The 14,070-nt window shown below is 36.8% G+C and carries 11 protein-coding genes; 9 read left to right on the top strand and 2 right to left on the bottom strand.

The window, feature by feature from the left end:
- The 9 genes from glgX to CWB72_RS07245 all read left to right on the top strand — a co-directional run bounded on the left by glgX (position 1) and on the right by CWB72_RS07245 (position 11,577).
- Entirely contained in the window at positions 1–2,040 is a 2,040-nt protein-coding gene (gene glgX / locus CWB72_RS07285; protein WP_138630259.1) for a glycogen debranching protein GlgX, read from the top strand.
- Positions 2,033–4,546, top strand: coding sequence for a glycogen/starch/alpha-glucan phosphorylase (locus CWB72_RS07280; RefSeq protein WP_138630257.1), 2,514 nt, complete (start codon positions 2,033–2,035; stop codon positions 4,544–4,546). The genes glgX and CWB72_RS07280 overlap by 8 nt, the downstream gene beginning before the upstream one ends.
- The gene (glgC, locus tag CWB72_RS07275; protein ID WP_130256177.1) at positions 4,539–5,843 is read left to right on the top strand and encodes a glucose-1-phosphate adenylyltransferase; all 1,305 of its coding nucleotides are present in this window, start codon (positions 4,539–4,541) and stop codon (positions 5,841–5,843) included. The genes CWB72_RS07280 and glgC overlap by 8 nt, the downstream gene beginning before the upstream one ends.
- Positions 5,844–5,853: 10 nt before the next feature.
- Positions 5,854–7,389, top strand: a complete 1,536-nt coding sequence (locus CWB72_RS07270) for a glycogen synthase (protein ID WP_138630255.1) — start codon at positions 5,854–5,856, stop codon at positions 7,387–7,389.
- 169 nt (positions 7,390–7,558) lie between these two features.
- Positions 7,559–8,776, top strand: a complete 1,218-nt coding sequence (locus CWB72_RS07265) for an EAL and HDOD domain-containing protein (RefSeq protein WP_130256175.1) — start codon at positions 7,559–7,561, stop codon at positions 8,774–8,776.
- A 568-nt stretch (positions 8,777–9,344) separates the two neighbouring features.
- The gene (locus CWB72_RS07260; protein WP_138566575.1) at positions 9,345–9,869 is read left to right on the top strand and encodes a hypothetical protein; all 525 of its coding nucleotides are present in this window, start codon (positions 9,345–9,347) and stop codon (positions 9,867–9,869) included.
- A 55-nt stretch (positions 9,870–9,924) separates the two neighbouring features.
- Positions 9,925–10,770, top strand: a complete 846-nt coding sequence (gene rluF, locus CWB72_RS07255; protein WP_138566574.1) for a 23S rRNA pseudouridine(2604) synthase RluF — start codon at positions 9,925–9,927, stop codon at positions 10,768–10,770.
- A 73-nt stretch (positions 10,771–10,843) separates the two neighbouring features.
- A complete protein-coding gene (locus CWB72_RS07250) occupies positions 10,844–11,152 on the top strand; it encodes an MGMT family protein (RefSeq protein WP_130254837.1) in 309 nt (102 codons plus the stop codon).
- A 149-nt stretch (positions 11,153–11,301) separates the two neighbouring features.
- Positions 11,302–11,577 carry an HU family DNA-binding protein gene (locus tag CWB72_RS07245; RefSeq protein ID WP_130254836.1) on the top strand — a complete coding sequence of 92 codons (276 nt, stop codon included), beginning with the start codon at positions 11,302–11,304 and terminating at the stop codon, positions 11,575–11,577.
- A 62-nt stretch (positions 11,578–11,639) separates the two neighbouring features.
- Here the strand turns inward: CWB72_RS07245 and ilvN are convergent, their stop codons facing one another.
- Together ilvN and CWB72_RS07235 are read right to left on the bottom strand one after the other, a co-directional pair.
- Positions 11,640–12,137, bottom strand: coding sequence for an acetolactate synthase small subunit (gene ilvN / locus CWB72_RS07240; RefSeq protein WP_130254835.1), 498 nt, complete (start codon positions 12,135–12,137; stop codon positions 11,640–11,642).
- Positions 12,137–13,861 carry an acetolactate synthase 3 large subunit gene (locus CWB72_RS07235; RefSeq protein ID WP_138566573.1) on the bottom strand — a complete coding sequence of 575 codons (1,725 nt, stop codon included), beginning with the start codon at positions 13,859–13,861 and terminating at the stop codon, positions 12,137–12,139. The genes ilvN and CWB72_RS07235 overlap by 1 nt, the downstream gene beginning before the upstream one ends.
- Between the last annotated feature and the right edge of the window lie 209 nt (positions 13,862–14,070).

Raw genomic sequence — 14,070 nt, 5'->3', positions numbered from 1 at the left:
ATGTTAAAAGTCTCTAAGGGAAGTGCCTTACCATTAGGCAGCGAAGCTTTAGGCACTGGTGTTAACTTTTCTGTTTATGCGCCTGACGCTTCAGCCGTTTTACTATGTATATATGATGAATCGGGTTATACAGAAACTGATCGTGTAGCTATGTATAAATGTGAAGGCGGAATTTGGTCTTTATATGTTGAAGGCATCTCAAAAGGAGCATTATACGGTTATCGTGTAGACGGTGATTATGATTTAAATTCAGGTAAGCTTCATAATATTAATAAGCTTCTTTTAGATCCTTATGCAAAGGACTTCAATGGCGAGTTTGTTTGGAGTGAGAGGCATTTCTGCCATTTACCAGCAGGCACTTTAAATGTAGCTGACAATGCCTTTGATATTCCTAAATCAAAAGTTGCTAATCTATCAAAATATAATGGTAAAAGACCCTTTATTCCCTGGCAGGACACGCTTATATATGAATGCCATGTAAAAGGTAGTACTTATTTAAATAACAATATATCAAAGGAACATAGGGGGAAATTTCTAGGTATTTGTTCTCCCGAATTTATCAAGCACTTAAAAAAATTAGGTGTAACCACAGTTGAACTACTACCTGTTCAAAGTTTTATAAGTGAGCAATTTCTTACTACTAAGGGGTTAAAAAACTATTGGGGTTACAATACTTTTAATTTCTTTGTTCCTCACAAAGACTACCTTGTAAATAACGATGTCTCAGAGTTTCAACAGATGGTTGAAATACTTCATAAATCTGATATCGAGGTCATCTTAGATGTTGTTTTTAACCATACAGCTGAAGCAGGGGTAGAGGGGCCGACATTATCACTGAAAGGCTTCAACAATCCAGGATACTATCGCTTAGTCGATGGCACGAGCGAATACATCAATGATACTGGCTGCGGTAACACTATAAACATTGATGACCCATTTTGTTTGAAACTTATATTAGATAGCTTAAGGCATTGGGTAGATTATTACGGTGTCGATGGGTTTAGGTTTGATCTAGCAAGTATTTTGGGAAGGACAAAAGGTGGGTTTACGCAATTTCATAGTTTTTTCCAAGCTATTCATCAGGACCCAATCTTAAGTCGTTGTAAACTTATAGCTGAGCCGTGGGATATAGGGCCTGGAGGGTATCAATTAGGTGCGTTTCCACCTCCATGGAGAGAGTGGAATGATAAATTTCGCGACATAGTAAGACAATTTTGGCAAGGTGAATATCACGTACTACCTGAATTAGCAAGACGAATACATGGCTCTAATGATTTGTTTGAACATAATCGCCGTGGCCCACTTAACTCTGTTAATTTTATTACTAGCCATGACGGGTTCACTTTATATGATTGGGTCAGCTATGAAGCCAAGAGTAACTTCCAAAATGGAGAAAATAATCAGGATGGTCATAACGAAAACTATAGCTTTAATTGTGGTTGTGAAGGCCTGACTGATAGCTCAAAAATAAATGCGCTAAGGTTAAAAAATCAAAAAAACGCACTGATAACACAATTTTTTTCTTGCGGATTACCCATGTTATGTGGGGGGACCGAACTGTCTCACTCACAATCAGGAAATAATAACGCATATTGTCAAGATAATGAGATCAGCTGGTTAAACTGGGAAAAACCTGAAGCCAAGGTTTTAACCCAATTCATATCTAATTTAGTCAAGATCCGAAACAAATTTGCAATCTATAAACATCCTTATTTTGTCCATCAGGATGATAATCATTTTGCAATTAATTGGTTCGATGAAAATGCACATCCTATGGACCCAACTAAATGGCATGACAGTAATTCTCAATTTTTAATGTGTAAATTAGATGATTACAGTCAAAAAGATTCGTTACTTTTAATACTAAATGCCAACAAAACATCTATTAATGTGACTTTACCTATTAGTACATATCCTTGGACATTAGAAATAACTTCAGAACCATCGATTAAACCAATCCAACCTGAACAATCAATTGAGATATCGGCCCAATCCAGTTGGGTATTTTCTATCAACTTTGAAGGATTAGAAAATGAGTAATAAATCAACAAAGATTCACAAGTCTGAGCCAAAAAACACTTTGCTAACTGATTTAAATGATGACCTGAACCGTCATTTTTATTACACACTGGGCAGGGATAAAACTGAAGGGTCACGGTTGTATCTTTACCATGCTCTCGCATTAACCATTAGAGATAGACTTGTCGCTAAGTGCCGAACAACAAATGAACAGCGGGCTAAACAGAAAACTAAAAAAGCGGCTTATATTTCACTTGAATTTTTAATGGGGCGAGCATTAGGTAACGCCATTCTCAATTTAGATCTAGAGCAAGAAGTAAATAAAGCGCTTAAACAGTATAGTGTAGAACTTGAAAACGTGAGTAATGCTGAACACGACGCAGGCCTAGGTAATGGTGGTTTGGGACGTTTGGCAGCTTGTTTTCTTGATAGCTGTGCAAGTTTATCTTTACCTGTAGTTGGATATGGTATTCGTTACGAATATGGCATGTTTAATCAATCTATACAAAACGGCTATCAAATTGAGCAACCAGATAACTGGTTACGAGAAGGACACCCTTGGGAATTAAGTGCGCCAGAGCAGTCCAAGCGTGTAAAGTTTTTCGGCCATGTTGAGTCGTACACAGATAAAGCAGGTCGAAATCATCGAGTGTGGGTAAATACACAGGATGTGCTCGCTGTTCCTTATGATGTGCCAATTCCAGGCTATAAAAATGACGTAGTTAATACATTGAGACTATGGAAATCAGAAGCAACTGATGAATTCAATCTAAGGGAATTTAATGAAGGTAGTTATTCGGATGCGGTAGCGCAAAAAAATCTTGCAGAGCAAATTTCAATGGTACTTTATCCAAATGATAGTAGTGAAAATGGTAAAGAACTAAGACTAAGGCAACAATACTTTTTAACCAGTGCTAGTTTACAAGATATTATCGATAATTGGATTGCTGAGCATGGAGAAAATTTCGAAGAGTTTTCAGATTTCAATGTGTTCCAATTAAATGATACGCACCCAAGTATTGCCGTGGCTGAATTAATGAGATTACTTGTTGATGATCATGAAATGGAATGGGATAAAGCCTGGGAAATCACAACCTCCACGATGGCATACACTAATCATACACTGCTACCAGAAGCATTAGAGAGATGGTCAGTGCCCCTTTTTGAGCGATTATTACCACGCTTATTAGAAATTATTTATGAGATCAACGCCCGATTTTTGGGTGAAGTTGCAACAAAGTGGCCTGGAGACAGCGATAAACAAAGAGAGCTGTCTTTAATTGAAGAGGGAGACGTGCCACAGATCAGAATGGCATATTTGGCCATTGTGGGTAGCTTCTCGGTAAACGGCGTCGCTGCACTACATACTGAACTACTTAAAAGTGGCTTGTTTAATACCTTTTATAAATTATGGCCTGAGAAATTCAATAACAAAACAAACGGCGTTACACCGCGAAGGTGGCTAGCGCATTGTAATCCTAATCTAAAATCCTTGATTTCAAACTATATAGGAACAAAGTGGGTTTCAAACTTTGACAATATAAAATCTTTAAGACGTTTTTATGATGATAAAGAATTTCAAGACAAGTGGTATGCAGTAAAAAAATCAAATAAAGAGCAACTTGTAGATTTAGTAAAGCAGCATTGTGATGTCGAGTTCGATACTAACATGCTATTCGATGTTCAAGTTAAACGTATTCATGAATATAAACGTCAATTGCTTAATATTTTACATGTCATCCATCTCTACATTCAAATTTGTAAAGGCAATACTGAGAATATGACTCCTCGTTGTGTGTTGATTGGTGGTAAAGCTGCACCGGGTTATCACATGGCTAAACAAATTATTAAATTAATCAATAATGTTGCAGAAGTAATAAATAAAGATGACAGAGCTAAGCCCTACTTAAGGGTTGCCTTTTTGCCGAATTATAATGTCACTGCAATGGAAACAATCTGTCCAGCAACAGACCTATCTGAACAAATATCTACTGCTGGTAAAGAAGCTTCTGGCACAGGGAATATGAAGTTCATGATGAATGGTGCAATTACCATAGGTACTTTAGACGGTGCAAATATAGAAATTCTAGAAAGCGTAGGTAAAGATAACTTTTTCTTATTTGGTGCTACAACAGAAGAGATTCATAGTATCCGTAATAATTATGACCCTATTAGTATTATTAATAACAGTGAAAACTTATCAGCAGTATTCAAACTTATTGAAAGTGGTCATTTTAATTTATTTGAGCCCCATATTTTCGATGACATTATAAACGCCGTGAAGTGTCCATCAGACCCTTGGTTAACAGCCTATGATTTTGATAGTTACTGTGATGCACAATCATTAGTATCTAATGCATATCAAGATAAAAAACAATGGTTAAGAATGAGCATATTAAACACGGCTTCCAGTGGAAAATTTTCGAGTGATAGAACAATCGCACAATATAGTGATGAAATCTGGCAATTAAAGTCAGATGCTAAAAAGATTACAGACAAGGAAAAATTGGAGAAGCAACATGCCTAGTTATGAAAATCGTTATATTAGTAATTTAACCAGAGAAACTTACGCTTTAATTTTAGCTGGAGGACGAGGTTCTCGTTTACATGAGCTGACTAACTGGCGAGCTAAACCAGCAGTATACTTTGGTGGTAAACATAGGATCATTGATTTTCCTTTATCAAATTGCATTAATTCAGGGATCAGAAGAGTCGGTATTGCAACTCAATATAAATCTCACTCACTAATTCGTCATGTAAATAGAGCGTGGGGTCACTTTAAAAAAGAGTTAGGCGAATCTGTTGAAATTCTACCAGCGTCACAACGCTATGGTGACGAGTGGTACTGTGGTACAGCGGACGCTGTATTTCAAAATATGGATATTATTCGTCACGAACTGCCTAAGTACGTAATGATCCTTTCAGGTGACCATGTATATAGAATGGACTATGGTGCACTATTAGCTGAACATGTAGAAACGGGTGCTGATATGACAGTATGCTGTATTGAAGTACCATGTGAAGAAGCAGCAAATACATTTGGCGTTATGACTGTTGACGATAATAATCGTGTCAGAAGGTTCGATGAAAAACCCGCTGAGCCTTCGTCAATTCCTGGAAAGGACGGTACATGCTTAGCCTCTATGGGTAACTATGTGTTTAATACTGAATTTTTGTTTGAGCAATTAAGTCGTGATGCTCAAAGAGAAGGGTCAGGTCGAGATTTTGGTCATGACATCATTCCTGCAATTATTGAAGAACACAATGTATTTGCCTTCCCTTTCAGAGAGCCTAATCAAAAAGGGCAAGCTTACTGGAGAGATGTTGGTACGATAGATTCATTTTGGGAAGCCAATATGGAGCTTGTATCGCCAGAACCACAGTTAGATTTATACGACCCAAGTTGGCCTATTTGGACTTATCAAGAACAGTTACCTCCAGCCAAGTTTATATTTGATGATGACACAAGACGTGGAATGGCTGTTGACTCTACTGTTTCTGGTGGTTGCATTATATCAGGCTCAGTTGTACGAAAATCCTTGTTATTCTCAAACGTGCATGTTCATTCTTACTGCACAATTGAAGGGGCTGTGATTTTACCAGGCGTTACAATTGAAAGAAATTGTAAGATCCGTAATGCGATTATTGACAGGAGTTGTCATGTCCCTGAAGGAATAGAAATCGGTTATGACATAAAACAAGATGAAGCCAATGGATTTAGAGTCTCTAAAAAGGGTATTGTTTTAGTGACTAGGGATATGCTTGCTGCATATAAAGAAAAGCAGAAAAAAGATATTGAAAGTAAAAAACTCTCAGTCGTTTAGAAGGCGCTTTATGCATATTTTAATGGTCGGGGCTGAAAATGACCGACTTCCAAACTGTAAAGTAGGGGGCGTTGCGGATGTAATCCGTGACATTCCTTACGCATTAAATGAACTTGGTTTAAATACCTCAGTAATTGTTCCAGATTATGGGCAAGAAAGTTTAAATAGGGAATTTGTAGCAGATATAGCAGTACCTTTTCGTCAACATCTAGAAACTGCGAGTTTATGGCTGGTTGAGCGACATGGTGGTGTAAGTCAGTATGTCGTTTCTCATTCGTTGTTTTCGGAAAATGGTGGTAAAATATACAGTGATGATGGGGCGCATCGTCCTTTTGCAACCGATGCAACTAAGTTTGCTTTTTTCAGTGCTGTTGTTTGTGAAATTATAGAACATCACCTGATTAAAGGGATCGATGTTATTCACCTGCATGATTGGCATGCAGCGGGAGTCGCTGTTTTAGCTAAGTTTAGTCCTCGATTTGTTCATCTTAAAACATTAAAACTTGTTTACACAGTTCACAATTTAGCGCTTCAAGGTATTCGCCCCTTTAATCATGATGATTCGAGTCTAGAGGCTTGGTTTCCAACTTTGAATTATGATGGACATTTAATCTGTGATCATCGTCATCCTCATTGCTATAACCCAATGAGGAGTGCTCTAGTATTGTGCGATGTAATTCATGTTGTTTCACCGACATATAAGCTTGAAGTACAAGAGCCTAGTCGCCCAGATGAGGGGTTTTTCGGAGGCGAAGGTTTAGATCATGATATGCATCAAGCTGCAGAGCAAGGGCGATTATTTGGAATTTTAAACGGCTGCGATTATTCACATAACCAGAAAAAATCTAGCAGTTATGAAGAGTATTTAAATGAAGCTGAAAATTGCCTATTTAAGTGGATGTCAAAATCATTTCAGCTAGAGACAAAACACTATATTGCTCATCAAAGAATAAATTCATGGCGTAATTCTCCCCCTAAACCATTAATTACCAGTATCGGTCGGATCACAAGTCAAAAAGTATTGCTGTTAATTCAAAAATCAAATAACGGTATTGTGTTAGATGACTTGGCGATTAAAGCAGCTGAATATAACAGCAATATTATTATATTAGGCTCAGGTGATTCTTATATAGAATCAAAATTTATGCAGGTAATGGCTCGAAGGGAAAATGTCTTGTTTCTTAATGGTTATGATACGTTACTCGGTGACGAACTATACCCGTTAGGTGATTTGTTTCTTATGCCGAGTTCATTTGAACCCTGTGGGATTAGTCAAATGTTGTCTATGCGTGCCGGTCAACCTTGTTTGGTTCATGGTGTTGGTGGTTTAAAAGATACAGTGGTTCATAACGAATCAGGGTTTATATTTAATGGGAATTCGTTACCAGAACAAGTAAATGCATTGCTTGAAACTTTTGATGATGCTATTAATTTACTATGTAATTCACCGGAACAGTACAAAAAAATCTCTTCTAATTCGTATGAGCAAAGGTTTGAATGGCATCAAATCGCTCAGCAATATCTAGAAAAGCTTTATCAAGTTTAAACCAATTGGCTGTTGTAAGTTAATTTTACATCAGCCAATTGAAGCTATCTTTGCTATAATTTTAGTAAATACTATATTTTTTAGTGCTTTGGTGTGGTTTTATAACTCACTTTTAATGCTATTATATTAGGCGCGAGGCTAAGGTTGATTATAGTAAAGGAGCTTATGCTTGAAAGTTTTTGTTGCAAGACAAGCTATTTTTAATAGGAAGAAGCAAGTTGTGGCGTATGAGCTTCTTTTTAGAGATGGCTCAAGTAATAGTTTTCCTAATATCGCTGAAGATAAAGCAACTGCAAAGCTAATAATAGATAACCAGCTTAACTTAGGTACAAGATACCTTACTTCTGGTAAGAAAGCGCTTATCAATATCGGTCCTGATTCACTAAAGCAAGAGCTCGCAACATTTTTACCTGCCAAAGATGTGATTTTAGAATTGCTAGAAACTATTGAACCGAGTAAAGAGAATTATGAACGAGTGCGCCAGCTTTTCCACCAAAACTATAAACTCGCTTTAGATGACTTTGTCTATGACGATGCTTGGAAACCATTTTTAAAGTTAGTACGGTTGATCAAATTTGATGTTATGCAAAGTCCACTTAATACACTCGGACCTATAATCAACGAGCTAAAAGAAAATAAAAACTTAAAGTTATTAGCAGAAAAAATTGAAACAGAAGAAGAGTATGAAGAAGCTAAAAAAATGGGGTTTCACTTCTTCCAAGGTTATTTTTTCGCAAAACCTCGAGTCATTGAAGAGAGTGATGTAGAGTTTAATTACACTATCGTTATGTTAATTTACACTGAAGTACTTAAACCTAACTTAAATATTTCTAAAATTGCCCAACTATTTTCACAAGATACGGCTCTTGCTTATAAATTATTGCGCTTAATTAATTCTGGTGTGTTTCCAATAAAAAGCAAAATAGAATCTATCAAACAAGCGTTAGTCTATTTAGGGTATGAGCGAACTAAAAAGTTTGTAGGCTTAATCATGACCGCGCATGTAGCAAAAGGTAAACCTACAGAATTAACACGTATGAGTATTGTTCGAGCTCGTTTTTGCGAGTTAATTGGAAACCAAGTAAAACCAAATTCGGGTTCTTCCTGTTTTATGGTTGGTTTATTTTCTTTGTTAGATGCAATACTGGATCGACCTATGGAAAAAGTAGTTGATAAGCTTCCTTTTCCTGAAGAATTGCAAAATGCATTATTAGGTGAAGCAAACTTTCACTTTTATGTTTTAAACATAGTGAAAGCATACGAGACTGGAAGCTGGTGGAAACTTCAAAAAGCTTGTCAATACCTTAATATCTCAGACGACTCTTTACCAGAGTTTCATGCGTCTGCAATTTTATGGGCAGATATGTATAAGGATAAGGCTTTTTAGCTCAAGAGTAACAAGTAATTTGAAGAAAGTTTTAAAGTAATATGTTTCTTTTTAGTTCTTATATCTCATGATAGTTTTGCGATAAAGCAGACAGTTTTGTTTGTTAACCCCTATGTTGTCGACGATCCTTTTTGGCAGAAGGTCCAATCAATTAGTCAACATGCTGCGGAACAATTAGGTTTTGAGATGCAGGTTATTTATGGGGAAGGTAACTGGCATATACAAATTATAGAACTGAAAAAGTATCTTTAGTACCAAAAACAACCTGATTTTGCCATACTTATTCTTTATCCTGGTGGCGCATTTGATACACTTGATACATTAGAAAGGTTTCAAGTTCCTTCTCTCACCTGAGAGCAAATCGTTTCCTGCGAAGAGAAATTACTGATTTCTGAACCTGGCATCAAATTCAAGCATTGGTTAGGTGAGATCTATCACTATAATTATAAGGCTTGTTATTCTCTCGCTAAAGCACTCCATGAAAAAAGCCCATAGCAAAAAATGCACAAAGCAGTCTTGATAAATGGTCATTACGCGGTTCTGAATCGGACATGCGCGCCAAAGGGCATTGGATTACTTCAGAGCTAACAATATAGAAGTTGCTCAGCAGGTTTATGCTTCATGGTCAAAGGAGCAAGCAACTGAGCAAACTAAAGGTTTAATAAATCGTCATAGCAATATATCTATAATTTGGGCTGCATCTGATTTAATGGCGATCAGCGCTCAAGATGCTTGTAATTTTTATTGTTCAGAAAACCAAAAAGTATCTATAGAAAGGTTTGATTGGCTATCACTGAGTTTAGAAAAAATTGCCAGCGGTGAGTTAAATGCCAGTGTTGGCGGGCACTTTATGATGGGGGCTTGGGCATTAGTCAGTCTCTATGACTATCAAAATAAATCCCCTTATTGGTTAAAGCACAAAAATTTATTAATTCCCATGGGGGTTATTAATCAAGATAACGTTAAAAGTTATCAGTGGATGAAAGAAGATCCTAACTGGCGTGTAATAAATTACAAAGTAACAAGCTTAGTCTTAAATAAACAAGATGAATACCAATTAGATTTAATTCCAAAAATTTGGAAGAAAAGCTAGAGTGAAGTTGTCTTATTAATTTAAAATAACATCAATACACAAATATAGAGATGTTATTTTGTCTACAACACGTTTAAATAAATACATTAGTGAAACCGGCTTTTGCTCAAGACGAGAAGCAGATAAACTTATTGATGATGGCCGAATTAAAGTTAATGGTAAAACCCCTGAAATGGGGCTTAAAGTCTCTGATTCTGACGATATTCTTATTGATAACAAACCCTTAAAAGCTAAGCCCAAACGTGTTTATATAGCCTACAATAAGCCGGTAGGAGTAACTTGTACGACAGAGAAGAAAATAAAAAGCAATATCGTAAGCGCTATCAATTATCCTGAACGTATTTTTCCTATCGGGCGCCTAGATAGGCCGTCCGAAGGCCTAATATTCCTCACAAATGAAGGTGATATTGTTAATAAAATCCTTCGGGCTGGCAATAATCATGAAAAAGAATACATTGTTACTGTAGATAAGAGCATTAACAAACGTTTTGTAGATAGAATGGCGGGTGGCCTGCCAATTTTAGATACGGTCACTAAAAAGTGTTTTGTAAAACAAACAGGCGATAAAAAATTTACGATTGTTTTAACACAAGGGTTAAATAGACAGATCCGTAGGATGTGTGAATATCTTGGTTACGAAGTAACCGCTTTAAAACGAGTTCGAATTATGAACGTCAACCTTAACGGTCTAAGACCAGGACAATGGCGTCATTTGTCTGATAAAGAAATGTCTGAAATTAATAAAGCCATTAAAGGTTCAGCTAAAACAGAAGAGGGCTCAATTGACTTAAATAAAAAAGACAAGAGCGTTAATGTAAGACGAAATGTTGCCAGAGATGCAAAGATGAAAAAAGTAGGTCAAAGAAAACAGGGTACCTTATCCCTTAACAAGCGTAAATAATCATTAAAAATGTATTTCTAATACAGCCTTCTTAAGGAAACATAGAGCTAATAAATTATTTGCTTAAATAAATATGTCAGTTGAATTTGAAACACTCGTTTTTACAATAATAGGTTCTATACCAAAAGGTAAAGTAGCGACATATGGGCAAATCGCAGATATGGCAGGTAAGCCTAATTATGCCAGAAAAGTAGGGTTTACTTTGAAATCCTTACCTAGTAACACTAAATTGCCTTGGTATCGTGTTATTAATTCTCAAGGAAAAATCTCATTTCCTATAGACAGTGATAAATATTTAGATCAGAAAAAACGATTGGAAAATGAAGGTGTGGCTTTTCTAAAAAATAGAATTAAGTTAGAAGATTTCCAATGGAATGCCTAGAAATTACTCTTAAATAGCTCGCAACGCCTTTAAATTCGCTATTTTATGAGTTTTTTAATTAAATTTGATAGTAAATAGTTGCACTGAACGGAAAAATGCATAAACATAGGTTTTGCTTAGGCAAAATTACAATAAATAGGAATTAAAAAATGAATAAAGCTCAACTAGTTGAAAAGATGGCAGCTGATGCTGAAATTTCTAAAGCCGCTGCAGCAAGAGCGCTTGAATCATTTACTGGTGCTGTAACAAACTCTCTTAAAGAAGGTAATTCAGTCGCACTGGTTGGTTTTGGTACTTTCTCGGTAAAAGAGCGTGCAGCTCGTACTGGCCGTAACCCTCAGACAGGTGCTGAAATCCAAATCGCAGCTGCAAACATTCCTAGCTTCAAAGCAGGTAAAGGTCTTAAAGATACAGTAAATCAGTAAGGTTTATTTATTTGCGAATTATATTAAAAAGGGGCATCAGCCCCTTTTTTTCCAACTTTTACTTATGCCCTTAGAGCTTTATCGCCCCTTCCAATACCGACAGCCCCAGAACGTACCAGTTCGATGATGTCACTCTCATGGCGTAACAAATCCAAGAAAGACTCAATTTTTTCTGAGCTACTAAGCAATTGCAACGTATAACTTTGTTTTCCCATATCAATAATAGAACCTTGGTAGACATCAGCAATACGAGTAATAGCCGCTCTCATGTTTTCATCACGAGCGTAAACTTTGACTAGTAGCAACTCTCGTTCAATGTGTTGTACTTCTGTTAAATCTTGTACTTTTAACACATCTACAAGTTTATTAACTTGTTTTGTGATTTGTTCAACGACTCTATCATCTCCATGTGTCGTAATGGTGATCCTTGATAAAGTTTGATCATCAGTTGTGCCTACAGTCAAACTGTCAATGTTATATGCACGTTGAGAAAATAGCCCTACTATTCTAGATAACGCACCAGGCTCATTTTCTAACAAGATACTTAATATTCTTCTCATTATGCTTTTACTCCCTTTTTGAGCCACATTTCATCTATTGCACCTAATTTAATCTGCATTGGATATACGTGTTCTTTTTCGTCAACTCTAATATCTAAAAAGACTAATCTATCTTTAATTGAAAATGCTTTTTCAAGTGCTGCATCTAATTCACTAGGCTTATCAACTTTTATTCCAATATGACCGTAGCTTTCGGCGAGCGCGATAAAGTCTGGTAGCGATTCCATGTAAGAACTAGAATGGCGGCCGCCATATTGCATATCTTGCCATTGGCGAACCATACCAAGAGAGCGATTATTAAGGGAAATCACTTTAACGGCAAGACCATACTGTAAGCACGTTGATAGCTCTTGAATATTCATCTGTATAGAGCCGTCACCAGTAACACAAAGAACTTCACTCTGAGGAAACGCCATTTTGACACCCATTGATGCAGGCAAACCAAAACCCATAGTGCCAAGACCTCCTGAGTTAATCCATTGTCTAGGTTTTTTGAATGGATAGTGTTGTGCCGCAAACATTTGATGCTGACCTACATCTGAGCATACATAGGCATCTCCATTTGTAATTTCATAAACTTTTTCGATTACCTTTTGTGGTTTTAAGACTTCAGAGCTGCTTTCATAAGCTAAACACTTTTGTTCTCTCCACTTTGTAATCTCTTCCCACCAGACTTCTTGTGCTGCTCGATCAATCTTTTCGGGGCTGGCGTTAATAGCAGTTAGCAATTGGTCGAAAACAGTAGAAAGACAACCTACAACAGGAATATGTGCTTTGATGGTTTTTGAAATAGATGTGGGGTCTACGTCGACATGTACGATAGTTGCATTTGGGCAGAACTTGTTAACGTTATTAGTTACTCGGTCATCGAATCGTGCACCTAATGCTAAAATAACATCCGCATTAGCCATTGCTTTATTCGCTTCTACATTACCGTGCATACCAAGCATACCGATAAAATTAGGGTGAGTACCGCTAATTCCACCTAACCCCATAAGTGTGTTAGTAATTGGGGCGTTTAAGGTTTCTACGAGTTCTTTAAGTTGCTCTGAAGTGTCAGATAACACAACACCACCACCAGAATAGATCACTAATCGTTTTGCATTTAAGATAGCCTCAACCGCTTTTTTTATCTGCTTGCCATGCCCTTTAACGCTTGGGTTGTAAGTACGCATATTAATTTGAGACGGCATTTTAAATTCAAATTTTAATTTCGGATTTAATATATCTTTAGGCAGTTCTACTACAACAGGACCTGGACGTCCTGTATTTGCTAAATAGAATGCCTTCGCTAACACAGTTGGGATATCTTCAGCATTTCTGCAGTTAAAACTATGCTTCACAATAGGGCGGGAACAACCGACTATATCTGTCTCTTGGAAAGCATCATCGCCAATTAAGTTCGAAGGCACCTGGCCAGATAATACAACCATTGGAATAGAATCCATGTATGCGGTTGCAATACCTGTTACACAGTTTGTCGCCCCTGGCCCTGAAGTGGCTAAAACGACACCAACTTCTCCTGTTGCTCGAGAGTAACCATCTGCCATATGGGTTGCTGCTTGTTCGTGCCTAACGAGTATGTGCTCAATATCACTTTGTTGGAACAGTGCATCATAAAGGTCAAGAACAGAACCCCCAGGATAACCAAAAATATATTCTACTTTTAAAGCTTGCAAAGCTTTTACGACTAACTCAGAGCCATTAAATTGCGTTTGTACCATCCTCATTCCTCGGTGCAATCGTTAAAAATAAACAAAAAAAAACCCCGCAATTGCGGGGTTTTTTCGTAATTCAAGTTAATACGTCCCCGCTGAGCTTTTTTGAAAGACCAGTACGAGTACGACATTTACAATTAATTTTAAATTCATAACTTGATATATAAAACTTTACTAAATTTGAACAAAAACATTAAAGGATTTTTATATGCATA

Origin of the sequence: Pseudoalteromonas phenolica, from assembly GCF_005886345.1 — a bacterium.
GTDB lineage: Bacteria > Pseudomonadota > Gammaproteobacteria > Enterobacterales > Alteromonadaceae > Pseudoalteromonas > Pseudoalteromonas phenolica_A.
This window is presented reverse-complemented; position numbering and strand designations above follow the sequence as displayed.

What these genes read in the sequence shown, in the direction of transcription:
- ilvN (WP_130254835.1), bottom strand. Translation starts at nt 12,137, where the DNA reads ATGAGAAGAATATTAAGTATCTTGTTAGAAAATGAGCCTGGTGCGTTA.
- glgX (WP_138630259.1), top strand. Translation starts at nt 1, where the DNA reads ATGTTAAAAGTCTCTAAGGGAAGTGCCTTACCATTAGGCAGCGAAGCT.
- CWB72_RS07235 (WP_138566573.1), bottom strand. Translation starts at nt 13,861, where the DNA reads ATGGTACAAACGCAATTTAATGGCTCTGAGTTAGTCGTAAAAGCTTTG.
- glgC (WP_130256177.1), top strand. Translation starts at nt 4,539, where the DNA reads ATGCCTAGTTATGAAAATCGTTATATTAGTAATTTAACCAGAGAAACT.
- CWB72_RS07280 (WP_138630257.1), top strand. Translation starts at nt 2,033, where the DNA reads ATGAGTAATAAATCAACAAAGATTCACAAGTCTGAGCCAAAAAACACT.
- CWB72_RS07270 (WP_138630255.1), top strand. Translation starts at nt 5,854, where the DNA reads ATGCATATTTTAATGGTCGGGGCTGAAAATGACCGACTTCCAAACTGT.
- CWB72_RS07245 (WP_130254836.1), top strand. Translation starts at nt 11,302, where the DNA reads ATGAATAAAGCTCAACTAGTTGAAAAGATGGCAGCTGATGCTGAAATT.
- CWB72_RS07250 (WP_130254837.1), top strand. Translation starts at nt 10,844, where the DNA reads ATGTCAGTTGAATTTGAAACACTCGTTTTTACAATAATAGGTTCTATA.